This is a genomic window from Acinetobacter sp. YH16044 (genome assembly GCF_013417145.1).
Classification (GTDB): Bacteria; Pseudomonadota; Gammaproteobacteria; order Pseudomonadales; family Moraxellaceae; genus Acinetobacter; species Acinetobacter amyesii.
Window position 1 is genome coordinate 25,296 of record NZ_VPEK01000020.1, and the last position, 13,614, is coordinate 38,909.

Genomic DNA, 13,614 nt, shown 5'->3' on the forward strand with positions numbered 1-13,614 from the left:
TTCTCCTTAACCACGTTTCAGCAGCACTTGGCCGCCATGAGTGACAAGTAGTGCTTTTTGAATTTCTTCTTCAGGGTTAATTGCGAAGTTCTTTTCGCTATCAAACAGGGTTTCAATGAAATTCAAAACGTTACGTGCATACAGTGCCGACGCTTCAGTCGAAACTGTTGAAGGAATATTTGGAATACCGAGAATTTTCACGCCATTTGCAGTCACAACATTTTCGCCGCAGACAGAACCTTCAACGTTACCGCCAGTTTCAACCGCCATATCTAAAATGATTGAGCCCGGTTTCATTTTGGCAACAGTTTCTGCTTTGATTAAACGTGGTGCGTCACGGCCCGGCAATAATGCAGTCGTAATCACGATGTCAGCATTCGATACGGCTTTATCAACAATAATCGCTTGGTCACGAATGTAGTCTTCACCTGGCATCCAGCCATAACCATTTTTTGCAGCATCAGCTGCTTTTTGTTGCTCTTCTGGTGACATTGGTACGTCTAACCATTTACCACCCAAAGATTCAACTTGGTCACGTGCTGTAGGACGTAAATCAGTTGCTTCAACTACGGCACCTAAACGTTTCGCTGTTGCAATAGCTTGTAAGCCTGCAACACCTACGCCCATGATCACAACACGTGCAGGTTTTACTGTACCTGCTGCTGTCATCAGCATTGGGAACATACGTTGATATTCTGCCGCAGCCAAAAGCACAGATTTATAACCTGAAAGGTTGGCTTGAGATGAAAGTACGTCCATGTTTTGCGCACGAGATAAGGTCCGTGGCAAAAGTTCCAATGCAAATGCAGACACGTTTTGTGACGCAAATTGGTCAAGTTCGGTGTTGCGGTAAGGGTCAAACATCCCCACAACGGTGGTGCCCGCTGTGAGTTTTTGAATTTCGTCACCTTTAGGCGCACGAACTTTCAAAATCATTTGACTACCGGTATAGGCATCATCCGTAATTTTGGCACCAACTTGTTCATAGGCGCTATCGATGTAAGCAGCGTTTACCCCTGCTCCACGTTCAATAACGACGCTATGACCAGCGCTGATCAACTTCTTTACTGTTTCAGGCGTCGCAGCGACGCGATTTTCACCGACAACAGTTTCGGCTGGAATTCCGATCTGCATGAGCGTTCCTCAAGCTAATTTTTCTTAAGTAAACATCGCAATCCGCGATGTCTCCCCTCAGGATGTGTTTTTGTACAATTTTTGGATTCTAATTGAACTTTTTTAAAATACTACCCAATATTTATTTAATAAATGCCCATATTTTGAACTCATGATTCATGAAAAGAATGATGCGATATTTCATTTATTCAGTTTTATTTGTCGATTTATTACTCATTTTTATTCTACTTATAACTTTTTAATATTACTTAAGACTCAAAACATAAATAATTTAGTCGGTTTTAGCGCGTATTGTTTCAGCGCGTTGATCATTGTGACATTTTCATTCGACAACTAATGATTCGAACTTGTCGTTACAAATCGACTTAAGTCAGGTAAAGCCAGTCGTTCATTCAAACTGCATCAGCTCGTTGACTCATTTGACAGTTTTGACGTGCTGACTGGTATTGAAAACTGACTTTTTTCTACCACAGTCTAGTCAAATCGGTCAGCTTGAATATTCGATGAATTTTTGCGCACGTTTCGGGTTTATTGAGATCTTGTCCTCCCCACCTGATGCTTCGCCTTAAGTCTTAGAATTGACTTTTTTAGTTAAAAAAATAATTTTTTGAATATTTAGCATCATGATATCGCTACTGACTTTCTATCCCTAAAAAACACTATTGCACCATTTGTGTGCAATTTTCACCTTAAATGTTTCAGCCTGATATATTTGACCTGCCGAGTCATGTTGAGATTAAAAAATTCAAAACCAAATTGGTCATTTCTTCAGCTTTTTTTCATGTTTGATCTAGCAATCCCTTATGCATAAAGGAATAAGTACTATTCTTTTTTTGCATTTTTACTCACACGATGCATTTTTTATAATCAAAATGACAGTTCAAATTTATCGGAACAATGCTGTCGAATTCGTTCAGTCGTCATGAGGCACACCTTAACTTATGTCAAGAAACCTTAGTCCGCACTTCATCGGTGCAATTTTTGCGCTGATTGCTGCCTTCTTGTTTAGTACCAAAGCGATTTTTATTAAGCAAGCCTATGCACTTTCTCCTCTTGTCGATGCCACTGTCCTCATGGCTTTACGCATGATGAGTGCATTGCCGTTTTTCTTGGTCATTGCATGGCTAAGTCGACGTTCCTATCAAACGATTCAACGAAAAGATTGGGTACTTTTGCTCATTTCCGGTTTAATCGGCTATTACTTTTCAAGCTGGCTCGACTTCCGTGGCTTGATGTATATCAGTGCTTCGCTTGAACGGATTATTCTTTTTCTATATCCCACATTAACTGTACTGGCTTCCGCTGTTTTATTCAAAAAGCCACTGAGTTTTAAAACCATCCTTGCCCTGATTTTAAGTTATGGCGGGACAGTGTTAGTGATGCTACAAGAACAAAGTACCACACCACATGATCAGTATTTTTGGCTCGGATGTAGTTTGGTTTTTGCCAGTGCCGTGTTATTTGCAATTTACTTATTACTCACGCCAGGACTCATGCAAAAGTTTGGTTCTTTACACTTTACCGGTCTAGCTCTGAGCATTGCCTGCATTGGGACGATTATTCATTTTCTATTTGCAACACCACAGCCTATTGCCTTGCTCCAACAACTCCCGAGTCAAGTTTGGCTGTATGGTTTAGAGCTCGGACTATTGGTTACCGTGCTTCCCACCATTTTGATGATGCAAAGTATCGTCCGACTTGGGGCTGCACAATCGGCTATGATTGCCTCTATCGGGCCCATTTTAACGATTTTACTGGCCGTTGCGTTACTGAATGAACATTTAAACCTATGGCAATGGGTCGGTTGCGGTCTGAATATGCTGGGTGTCTTGATGATCACGCTATCTAAAAAATAAATTGGCCAGCTAATTTATTTAAATCACCCAACCTTGAATATATTTAACAATACTAGTGACTGCAAATCAATTTAAGCATCCATACTTAGAGAGCTGCTGTTAGGTTTTTTTTAGCTTTGATTATTTTTAATCTAAATATCATCCTCAATGCAGTCTGACGTAATATTTTTTAAGCTCATTAGCATCTGCTGAAAATGCGCCCCAGCAGAATCATGTCCCAACTGGTCATTTGGATTGCGTAGTGGACATTGCTTAAGTGAAAGACAACCACAGCCGATACATTGATCCAACTGTAGGCGAAGCTGCAATAAATGCATAATCTGCTGATCCAGCTGCTGTTGCCAGCACTGCGACATCTTTTGCCAATCAGCTTTAGATGCTGCCTTATGCTTTGGCAATACCTCAAAAGCAGCATGCACATGCTGTAAGCTGATGCCCACTTGCTGCGCTATTTTAATAATCGCCACACGGCGGAGCATCAAGCGCGGATAGCGACGCTGATTGCCTGAACTCCGTGTACTCCAAATCAAGTCTTTATCTTCATAAAAGCGTAGTGCACTGACATTCACACCACTTCTAGCAGCTAACTCCCCAATATTCAGCCAAGGTTTTCCACTTTCTACTTCCTGTATTTGATCATCCTGCATTTTATTCTTGACCTCAAGTTAACTTGAACTTTGATACTAGCAAAATTCTCATCCCATGAAGTAAAAATATGCCAATCAATTACACTCACCCTCCAGCATCGCTCATGCAATTTTTAAACCCAAAGACGCTTTATAATCCTCAGCCATATGGGTATAGTCACGTGGCAGTCATTCAGCAGCCATGTAAAATAGTGCATATTTCTGGTCAAGGCGGAGAAAATATACACGGCCAATTATCGATGCTTTTTGAATTGCAGCTGCAGCAAGCCTTTTTTAACCTTCAGCTTGCATTGCAAGCAGCACAAGCTCAGCTTCATGAAATTGCCGCACTGAGAATTTTAATCACTGATTACAATCCACAAAAACATCAACAGCTAATTCAATGTATGCAGCAGTATTGGGAAAATCAGGTATATCCTGCATGCACTTTAATTCCAGTTCCTTGTCTAGCCTTAGCTGATATGCAAATTGAAATTGAAGCAACAGCATATTGCTATGAAAGCAATGGAAAGAATTAATATGAAGTCACCTATTGATATCAGCCAAAATAAAGTACTACTCATTCTCATGGCAATAGCCTGCGGTCTGTGTGCAGGGGCAAACTATTATTGCCAGCCTTTAATCAATTCGATTCAGCAATCTTTTCATGTGCCTCAATCTCAGGTCGCACTTACAGTCACCTTTGCGCAAATTTCTTATGCTTTGGGTCTACTGTTTATTGTGCCGATTGGCGATATTGTGAATAAAGCCAAATTTATTCCTCTGCTCATGCTTGGAGCGACTGTGGGTTTAGCCCTCTGTGCTTTTTCAACCAATCTATACATGCTTTGGGCAGGAACCATTATCACCGGGCTATTTTCAGTGGCTGCTCAGGTTCTTATCCCTTTGGTCACGGTTGCGATTCGACCTGAAAAAATTGGGGCAGTTGTTGGCTTTTTAATGAGTGGGTTATTGGTCGGCATTCTGTTATCAACCAGTCTCTCTGGCTTATTGTCCTATCTGTTTCATTGGAAATCGATTTATATCCTCAGTGCTCTCTTGATGTTGGTGTTAGCCGTCTTACTCAAAAAGCGTTTGCCTGTGGTCAGCATCACACGGATGCCCTACAGCCAAGTTTTCCAATCCATGGGCGCATTACTCAAACATGAGCCACGATTAATTTTCCGTTCTCTGATTGGGGGCTGTGTCTTTGCCGCGATGAGTATGCTGTTTTCCACCATTGCCATGTTACTGACTGAGCCACCTTTTCAGTTGGCCGATGTTTGGGTCGGTGTTGTAACTTTAGTTGGTGTGTTTGGTGCCCTATCGACACAGTGGATCGGGCGTTGGGCGGATTTGGGTTTCAACAGAAAATTAACTTGGCTCGGTTGCAGTATCTTAGCCCTCAGTTGGGGACTGCTATATTTGGGTGGAAGCTCCCTCGCCTTTTATATTTTGGGCTATGGTTTAATCAACCTCGGTTTGGCTATGGTACATAGCTGTAATCAAAATATTATCTTCCAACTCAACCCGATTGCACGCTCTCGAATCAATTCAATTTACATGACGTTTTATTTTGTCGGTGGTGCATGTGGTTCAGCTTTGGGCGTGTTTGCATGGCATCATGGTGGCTGGACCACCACCTGTATGACAGGGATTGCCTTAGTCATTGCTGCTGGATTTTTTGTATTGATCGATCAACTCTATACTGCGCGGCAACTAAAATATCCACAATGAAATGTCTGGATCATTATTCTAAAGCCACATTACTGTGGCTTTATTTTTTTGAAATTAACTGACCTGCACCACAGGATAAAAGGGTTTGCCTAAATCCAAGGTTTCTGCATTTTCTAAAAGAATCACCATAAACACCGGTAAGAGAGCCAACAGTATTGTGCAGCCATCTTGAAGTTGTTTCCGATTGACCGAACTTTTATAGGTCGCGCCGCCATGAACCATTTGATTGCGTAGCGTATACATGCGATTAAACAGCACCATTAAAATATCAACGGAATCTTTTTCTTTAAGTGCGTGCAGTACTTTTTGTTTTTCATGCGCCAAGCCCTCTTTGCATGCGTCATGGCTAATTTTTTGATTTTGATAATCCCAAAAACCTTGATAAACATAGGGATTATCTAAAAACAACCGTATCGGCTGACTAAAACGCTCCCATAAAATATTATAGATTTTATGCTCTGCATCCTTTTGGCAGATCACATATAAAAACTGCCTTAAGCTTTGCTTGTCCTGCGCAATCTGTAAGTCTTGCGCATATATTGCGTTGAAGGACACCCACAAACTTATAAATTGCAAATCGAGATCATCTTGAAGATCAATTGACTTTTTCAGCCAACTTAAACCTCGATGAATGCGTAAATTAAATTGGTCGGTATGTTCCGACTTTTTACTTTTAAATATTTCTTCAAGTAGCATCATGCCTGCTAAATTCCAATGGATAATTCGTTTATTTTTCTACCATTTTAACTTAGCGCAATTGTTTACCGGCATGCAATCAAAATATCTCTGTATTCAACTATTTGGTCTCATCTTGTGTGAGATAGGTATAACGTTCTAAAAGACCATTTTCATCAAAAATCAATTCATAAGACATTTTCTTTCCATTAAAAACGGATTCGGCAGGTGTTCCGAAAAGCTCCCATAAACCCACAGTCGCCACATCTGCCGCACCATGCCAAAACGCACGCCCCACTTTACTGGCAGTCGAATAACCTTGGGTAAAGGTATAAATTTCATAGCGTTTGCCATTTTTATATTCAGAGGTGATCGGTGCGCCAAATTCAGCAATCACCAAGTTACGAGACAGCCCTTGTTGAATCATTTCGGTATTTTTCTTGTTTGGCTGCTTGCTTGCCATGACAACTGAACAGCCTGTTGTGCCTGACAATGTGAAAACTAAAGCTATTCCTAAGCAGGTCTTTTTCATCATGTGGTATTCCCCAAATTCTTCACATTTCTATTTTTAATTTTTGATTTTCATCTGCTGTTGATCTTAATTGTTTATTTCATCTTTTTCATTTTTTTATACGACTATTCGTCTGATTTTTAGAATGATTAGCGCTTGAAAGAATCACCTTTATGAAGGTTTTAGACTGAATAATGCTTTAAGTGAATTATTGTTCTGTTGGTGACGAATTCGGTGGAACAAACCAGTTTTTCCAAGAGCTACTGTGGCGAGTTTCAATTGCAACGGTAGGGATGAGCTCTTGCTTCAGCATTTTTTCTTGACCGACGGCTTTCGCCAACCGCGCTTTGACCGAGTGTATACACTCACGGTCTTCAAACTCACAGCGGTCAAGGTTGGAGCCACCACAGGGTCCATTGGCTAATCCTTTGGGACAGGTTTCAGGACAAATATATAAGGTTTCGCCTAAACGACATTGTCCACAACTTTCACAGCCCACAATGCCATGTTTACTAATAAATTCTGTTTTCAGCAAGACTGCATCAGCTTTCGGTTTTTGCCATAATTTGGCCGCAAAAATATAAGATCCCACCCCTTTGGCCAGTTTTGAACTAAAAAATAACTCATGCATGACATGCATACTTTTATATTTCAAAACTTGTTCAACTGGAGCTTTATGGTTATTTGCGCCCGTCGGGTGGAAGTTCACATCGACACTAGAGCGCCAAAGCATTTTCCATTTTGCTAAACACTGTTCAAACGTTAATGTGGCAAATTGCAAAATTGCTTTTTGCAACTTCTCTTGCTCTTCCACTTTATGGCAAGCTGATAAATGAACCCCTGCATAGCCCAAATGCTGACACATTAAAATTTGTAAAGCACAGCGAGCATAGACATTCTGTTCAGCTTGTATGGCGTCAGTTTGCTGTTCTTGTTGCAAAAAATTTAATACATCTGCTGAAAGCACGATGCCTGCAACTTTTTGCTTGGCCATAAAACGGGCTCGGGCAAATGTCAGCGGCATGACACAGGCCATTACAGGCACACGTGGATAGTATTGCTGCATATAGCGTTGGTAACTAATCAGCACATCCATGTCAAAGCCCAACTGTGTAATCACATAGTCAGCGCCAGCTTGAATTTTTTTATTCAGTTTAAAAAACTGCGCATCCTTTTCTGCTTCTGCATATTTAAAAGGATTAAATGCTACCCCTAAATAAAACCCGCCATAGTCTTTGGCTGCCATGACTTGATTGACCGACTCTAAATAACGGCTCCGTAGAGTCGGATCATTTGCCCCATCCTGATGCTGCTTGAGTTTATCACCACTGAGCAAAAGTAAATTCTCTACCCCGTGCTGCTGAGCATCTTTCAGAAAAGTTTGAAAATCTGAGATATCTCGACCTTTCCCCGAATAATGCAGAATTTTTTCTTTGCTTTGAGGGTAGTCTTGCATTGCTTCTAAAGGAGCAATATCCGTGTCACTTTGTACTCGGTCAGCCAATGTCATGCACACAGGAAAGCCTGCAAATGTCGTTGGGACCAGATGCGTTTTTTGCGTCGTTAGATATTCAAACGAGATACAAAACTGGCGTTGCAATAGATATTGGGAAAATAAAGACATAAAGGCAGGCAGTTAAATCTGCTGAGAAACCATACAATAAAGTTTATAAAATTATAGATTAATCACATAAAAATTTAAATTACTTAAGCCACACTTCCGACTTTTTCTAGCCTGACCTTGAATATGTCACGCTAGCAAGACCATGCCCCAAACCACAATTTATGCTAATATTGCGCGCGTCTTGAAATGCGGTTTTTTTCATCGTATTTCAGACAGCTTTTGGTATTTCTTCACCATTTTCCATTTCGTTCTTCCATCTTGTTCTTTTAAGGCGTGTTTTTTTAATGACTGATCTCCAACCCATTGAAAATAAACTTCAACCACGAATTAGTGTTGCGCCAATGATGGATTGGACGACTCGTGACTATCGTTTCTTTGCACGCTTGTTTAACCCTAATGTGATTCTCTACACCGAGATGGTCACCACAGGTGCGATATTATTTGGCGGTGCGAATCGTCATTTGGACTATAACAACGAAGAACACCCGATTGTGTTACAGCTTGGTGGTTCAAATCCCAAAGATTTAGCGACCTGTACCAAGATGGCACAGGACTGGGGCTATGATGAAGTAAACCTCAATGTCGGCTGTCCGAGTGACCGCGTTCAGAACAATAAAATTGGCGCATGCTTGATGGCAGAGCCTGATTTGGTTGCAGAATGTATTACTGAAATGCGAAATGCTGTTGATATTCCAGTGACCGTGAAACACCGCATCGGGATTGATGACATGCAGTCTTATGAAGAAATGCTACATTTTGTCGATACCGTGGCAAAGACTGGCTGTGACAATTTTATCGTGCATGCGCGTATTGCCCTGCTGCAAGGGTTGTCGCCAAAAGAAAACCGTGATGTGCCACCTTTACGTTATGAAGATGTTTATCGTCTGAAACAAGAACGTCCAAATTTATTGATCGAAATTAATGGCGGGGTGAAAACCTTTGCTGAAACGCAGCAACATTTACAACATGTTGATGGCGTGATGATTGGCCGTGAGGCTTATCACAACCCGTATTTATTGGCTGAGATCGGTCAGCTTTGGGATCTCGAATTACCCAACCGTTTCGATATTATCGATCAGATGCTACCGTATATTGCTAAACGCATGGAAGAAGGTGCGCCGCTTTCTATCATTACCCGTCATATTTTAGGTTTATTCCAAAATCTACCAGGTGCTCGAAAATGGCGTCAGGCTTTAAGTGGTGGCAATGCCAAAACCTTTGCAGATGTGGAAAATGCCATCCAAAATATTAAAGATGCAATGCAACGTACAGAAGACTATTTACGTGATCATCCTAAAGTCGTTTTAGAAGATTAATCCTATAAAAGTAAAAGCCCGCTATTTTGCGGGCTTTTTTATTTTCACGCCTCACAAAATACGTGTTTGGCAACATCGTCACAACTCAGCAAAATCATCAAAGCAATCACAATCATCGCTCAATGACTATTGATCGTAATGTTCCCTTTGGGAAAAGGCTCATCATCATCGGTCCATTGATAATCGGATGGATCTTCTTCCTCACGTAAACCCACATAGCTCTCAGGCGCCGATGTAACAGGTTCAACCTCCTCGGTTGGTTGTTCCAATTCCTCAACCAAATGATTCAACTCTTGATCTAACTGCGCCTGATACTTTGCAATTTCAGCTTCGTCAATGAAGGCAAATTGTTCTTCATCTATTTTCCATGCATAGCCTTGCAGGTCTTTGTAGATCTCGACCAAAACAGTATAAGGCTGACCATCGTATTGCAGCGTCGCCTGAGCCTTAAAACTTAATCCCTTACGTTCTAATACTTTTATATTTTGAATCCGTAAATGGTACTGCCGATAATCTGGATTCTGATCAAACTCGTGCTGCATCTGCTGCTCAATCTGCCGAGATAATTCATCTGTCGAGACAAAATAGCTACAACCAGCCAAACTCAACAGTAAAAAAATGGTGAGCCATCGAAACATATTGCATCCCCCATGATGCATTTATTCTTGATGAAAAAGTCAGACCGATCACAGATTGCGATCCAAACATTCCTCATTGTTTGCTTCATAATAGCCAATAAAACACACAGTACAAGCCAAATTATCAAGATTTCTCAATTTTATATTTAATTTTGATATCAATCACTTAAATTGCATTTTTGCTGTTTTAAAACACTGACAGCCTTGGTCTGTTGCTGACATATTTTTGTTGAAAATGACCATTTTGGTAGTAGTTTCCTAACCTTCATATTTTCAACATGAAAACGATTCCATTGTGAATTTTCAATATAAATCCTGAAATAAAACATCGTAAAGGCGCCATAAAAAATCCCCGAATATTGCGGGGATTTTTAAGGAATCAACTGAAATTATTCATCGTCCATTTCAGGCTCATGATGTAGCGCATCATGTATGGCTTCCACCAATTGCTGTGCAATTTCTTGTTTTGAAGCTTTCTCTAAATCACGCTTTTCCATTTGATATTGATCGGCGAAGAACACGGTCATGGCATTTTCATCTGAAGCAAAACCAATGTCTTTACGTGAAACATCATTGCACGCAATCATATCGAGTTTTTTTGCCACAAGTTTGCCTGCAGCATACTCTTCGACATTGCGTGTCTCAGCGGCAAATCCCACCATAAATGGACGTTTTGACTGCTGCGCAATTGTTGCAACGATATCTGGATTTTTAATTAAAGCCACATTGAGTTCATCGCCAGCTTTTTTGATTTTATGCTCTGCAACTTCTGCCACGCGATAATCAGCAACAGCCGCTGTTGCAATAAAAATATCACAGCCTTCATCTAACATTTGCAGACTGGTGTCTAACATTTTAATTGCAGACTGCACATTAATCCGTCGTACACCATTTGGTGTATCTAAACTGACGGGTCCTGCGATCAGCGTTACTTTAGCACCAGCTGCATAACATGCCGCTGCCAGAGCAAACCCCATTTTACCTGTGCTGTGGTTGGAAATATAACGTACAGGATCTATCGACTCACGTGTTGGACCGGCTGTAATCGCCACATGTTTACCTGCAAGCATGCCAAATTTTTCAGCAATGGCTCGCTGTGCTTGATGAAAATAGGCCGTCACTTGATCCGCCAAATCTTCTGGCTCAGGCATACGTCCTAAGCCCACATCTCCACATGCTTGAGAACCGGCATCAGGCATGATCACATGTACGCCATCTTCAACCAGTGTATTTAAATTACGCTGTGTCGCTTTGGCTGCCCACATTTGCTGATTCATCGCAGGGGCAACCCAGACGGGTGCTTTAGTCGCAAGATAAAGTGTCGAAAGAAGGTCATCTGCTAAACCCGCCGCAAATTTTGCCAGCGTGTCACAACTTGCAGGAGCAACCAATACCAAATCAGCCCAACGTGCCAATTCAATATGCCCCATGCCCGCTTCTGCTTCGGGATTGAGTAATTCGGTATGCACAGGGTTGCCTGAAAGCGCCTGAAACGTTAGCGGGGTCACAAAGGCTTGCGCACCTTGAGTCATCACCACGCGCACATCAAATCCGGCATCTTTTAACCGACGGACAAGAATGGCACTTTTATAGGCTGCGATACCACCAGTGACACCTAAAAGAATATTTTTTGTGGGCATTACACTTAAATCAAAGCTCACGAACAGGCTACCTATCTGTTGCAGTGGCGCTCACAATAGCATTAAATATGCACTGACCCAACAATCTGCTGTGAAAAAGCCGATTGACTGATAATAAAAAAGTCTAAGAATAATGAATAATTCAATTAAAAATTGGCCTGAACAAGAGCGCCCACGTGAGCGCCTGATTCAACAAGGCGCACAAAGTTTATCCGATGCTGAGCTATTGGCTATCTTCCTACGCTCAGGTTCCCAGCAGCACTCTGCTGTCGAACTCGCACGAGTCTTGATCCAACACTTTGGTCAGTTGCAAGCGCTGATGGATGCGTCACTTGAGGATTTACGCCAGTTTCATGGCATTGGAAACAGTAAATATGCGCAGCTCATGGCGGTAAAAGAACTCGGTAAACGCTATGTGAGTCAACATTTTCAAAATGAAGCCTTGCACTTGCAACACTCTGAACAATTACAAAATTTTCTTCGCTTTGAATTTTTAGCGGAACGTCAAGAAGTCTTTGGCGTGCTCTGCCTAGATGCGCATTTAAGAAAAATAAACTTTAAAAAACTTTTTTATGGTAGCCTCAATACCTGTGAAATTTCCATCAATCAACTGCTACGTTATGCCATTTCTGAACACGCCAGCAGTATCGTCATTGCACATAATCATCCTTTCGGTCGTGCAGAACCTTCTGCTGCCGATCTTGAATTGACTCGACTCATTCAGCAGGCTTGTCAGCTGGTGGAAATTCGACTGATCGATCATTGCATTATCTCAACAGAAGGGAGTTTTTCCTTTGCTGAACATGGCTTGCTCCAAGCACACTCATCTGCATGAAACAGTTATTGACAAGTGCTTGAGCAAACCCGAAGATCATCATAATTTTTTAAAACTAGAAATTATCATTCGAACATGATCGTCCGTGACCAACCGAGTATTTTTAAACTGCTATTTTCTTGGCGAGGAACGATTTTACCTAAGGTTTTACCGCCGCTCGGGATCGTTATGTTGCTGTCTGCCATTGTGGGCGGCTTATCCTATGTCGATATCTTCCATTTTACCGAATTTCCTTTGGTCGGCTTTACCCTGATCGGTGTTGTGCTGTCGATTTTCTTGGGCTTTAAAAACTCAGCCTGCTATGACCGTTGGTGGGAAGCTCGGCGTTTATGGGGCATTTTGATTGCCAATGCACGCCATTTTGACCGTGACTGCCGTTTACTCAGTCAAGGCCGTCGTGAACGTGTGATTCAACATGTAATCGTCTTTGCCAACGTTTTACGTGACCGACTCCGCCATCAAACTGCCAATCCCACTGAACTGGTTGAAACCAGCGGCATGAGCGCGAATGCCATCACCCAGTTATACCAACAAGCCAATGCACCGCAGTACACGTTGAGTTTGATTCAATGGGAGCTGATGCAAGCGCTTAAAGATGGTGAAATTTCAGATATTATTTATACCCAGATGAATCAGCATGTGATGGAGCTCAGTACCGTACAAACCGGCTGTGACCGTATTGCCACCACGCCATTACCGTTTGCTTATTCGGTCTTGCTGAATCGAACTGTTTATTTTTTCTGTTTTGTCTTGCCCTTTAGCTTGGGTTCTACTTTAGGTCTTGCGACCCCACTTTTGGTGGGGATTTTGGCCTATACCTTTTTAGGCTTAGATGCGCTGAGTTCAGAGATTGAGGAGCCCTTCGGCACACAGAGTAATGACCTTCCATTGGACTCGATGGTACGAACCATTGAAATTGAACTACTTGGAACTTTAGGCAAACCCACTCCACCACCGATTCAAGCCAAAGATCATAATTTACTTTAATTGGTCCATGCGTCTAAACCCTCGCTTACATAACC

The 13,614-nt window shown here is 41.7% G+C and carries 13 protein-coding genes; 6 read left to right on the forward strand and 7 right to left on the reverse strand.

What is annotated here, in order from left to right; translation table 11 throughout:
- Positions 1 to 6: 6 nt before the first annotated feature.
- On the reverse strand, positions 7 to 1,134 hold the full coding sequence (locus FTV38_RS11870; RefSeq protein ID WP_111885447.1) for a Re/Si-specific NAD(P)(+) transhydrogenase subunit alpha: 1,128 nt from the start codon (positions 1,132 to 1,134) through the stop codon (positions 7 to 9).
- A gap of 941 nt (positions 1,135 to 2,075) precedes the next feature.
- Between FTV38_RS11870 and FTV38_RS11875 the strand changes: the two genes are divergently transcribed.
- Positions 2,076 to 2,990 carry a DMT family transporter gene (locus tag FTV38_RS11875; RefSeq protein WP_180022577.1) on the forward strand — a complete coding sequence of 305 codons (915 nt, stop codon included), beginning with the start codon at positions 2,076 to 2,078 and terminating at the stop codon, positions 2,988 to 2,990.
- 131 nt (positions 2,991 to 3,121) lie between these two features.
- Here FTV38_RS11875 and soxR read toward each other — a convergent pair whose 3' ends face one another.
- Positions 3,122 to 3,637 carry a redox-sensitive transcriptional activator SoxR gene (gene soxR / locus FTV38_RS11880; RefSeq protein ID WP_168378720.1) on the reverse strand — a complete coding sequence of 172 codons (516 nt, stop codon included), beginning with the start codon at positions 3,635 to 3,637 and terminating at the stop codon, positions 3,122 to 3,124.
- Between the two features lie 68 nt (positions 3,638 to 3,705).
- Here soxR and FTV38_RS11885 point away from each other — a divergent pair, with 68 nt between their 5' ends.
- Positions 3,706 to 4,155 (forward strand): Rid family hydrolase, encoded by a 450-nt coding sequence (locus FTV38_RS11885; RefSeq protein WP_180022578.1) that lies wholly within the window; start codon positions 3,706 to 3,708, stop codon positions 4,153 to 4,155.
- Between the two features lies 1 nt (position 4,156).
- Positions 4,157 to 5,353, forward strand: coding sequence for an MFS transporter (locus tag FTV38_RS11890; RefSeq protein WP_180022579.1), 1,197 nt, complete (start codon positions 4,157 to 4,159; stop codon positions 5,351 to 5,353).
- A 54-nt stretch (positions 5,354 to 5,407) separates the two neighbouring features.
- Here FTV38_RS11890 and FTV38_RS11895 read toward each other — a convergent pair whose 3' ends face one another.
- The 3 genes from FTV38_RS11895 to FTV38_RS11905 all read right to left on the reverse strand — a co-directional run bounded on the left by FTV38_RS11895 (position 5,408) and on the right by FTV38_RS11905 (position 8,163).
- Entirely contained in the window at positions 5,408 to 6,052 is a 645-nt protein-coding gene (locus tag FTV38_RS11895; protein ID WP_180022580.1) for a HEPN domain-containing protein, read from the reverse strand.
- 97 nt (positions 6,053 to 6,149) lie between these two features.
- The gene (locus FTV38_RS11900) at positions 6,150 to 6,560 is read right to left on the reverse strand and encodes a hypothetical protein (protein WP_180022594.1); all 411 of its coding nucleotides are present in this window, start codon (positions 6,558 to 6,560) and stop codon (positions 6,150 to 6,152) included.
- A 187-nt stretch (positions 6,561 to 6,747) separates the two neighbouring features.
- Positions 6,748 to 8,163 carry a methylenetetrahydrofolate reductase C-terminal domain-containing protein gene (locus tag FTV38_RS11905; protein ID WP_180022581.1) on the reverse strand — a complete coding sequence of 472 codons (1,416 nt, stop codon included), beginning with the start codon at positions 8,161 to 8,163 and terminating at the stop codon, positions 6,748 to 6,750.
- Positions 8,164 to 8,447: 284 nt separating this feature from the next.
- Here FTV38_RS11905 and dusA point away from each other — a divergent pair, with 284 nt between their 5' ends.
- Entirely contained in the window at positions 8,448 to 9,479 is a 1,032-nt protein-coding gene (gene dusA, locus FTV38_RS11910) for a tRNA dihydrouridine(20/20a) synthase DusA (protein ID WP_180022582.1), read from the forward strand.
- A gap of 119 nt (positions 9,480 to 9,598) precedes the next feature.
- Here dusA and FTV38_RS11915 read toward each other — a convergent pair whose 3' ends face one another.
- Both FTV38_RS11915 and coaBC read right to left on the reverse strand, forming a co-directional pair.
- Entirely contained in the window at positions 9,599 to 10,117 is a 519-nt protein-coding gene (locus tag FTV38_RS11915; RefSeq protein WP_180022583.1) for an Asp-tRNA(Asn)/Glu-tRNA(Gln) amidotransferase subunit GatC, read from the reverse strand.
- Positions 10,118 to 10,506: 389 nt separating this feature from the next.
- Positions 10,507 to 11,778: a bifunctional phosphopantothenoylcysteine decarboxylase/phosphopantothenate--cysteine ligase CoaBC gene (gene coaBC / locus FTV38_RS11920; protein WP_180022584.1), complete on the reverse strand. Its 1,272-nt coding sequence runs from the start codon at positions 11,776 to 11,778 to the stop codon at positions 10,507 to 10,509.
- Between the two features lie 112 nt (positions 11,779 to 11,890).
- Between coaBC and radC the strand changes: the two genes are divergently transcribed.
- On the forward strand, positions 11,891 to 12,592 hold the full coding sequence (radC, locus tag FTV38_RS11925; protein WP_180022585.1) for a DNA repair protein RadC: 702 nt from the start codon (positions 11,891 to 11,893) through the stop codon (positions 12,590 to 12,592).
- 75 nt (positions 12,593 to 12,667) lie between these two features.
- Positions 12,668 to 13,579: a bestrophin family protein gene (locus tag FTV38_RS11930; protein WP_078191309.1), complete on the forward strand. Its 912-nt coding sequence runs from the start codon at positions 12,668 to 12,670 to the stop codon at positions 13,577 to 13,579.
- Positions 13,580 to 13,614 lie beyond the last annotated feature (35 nt).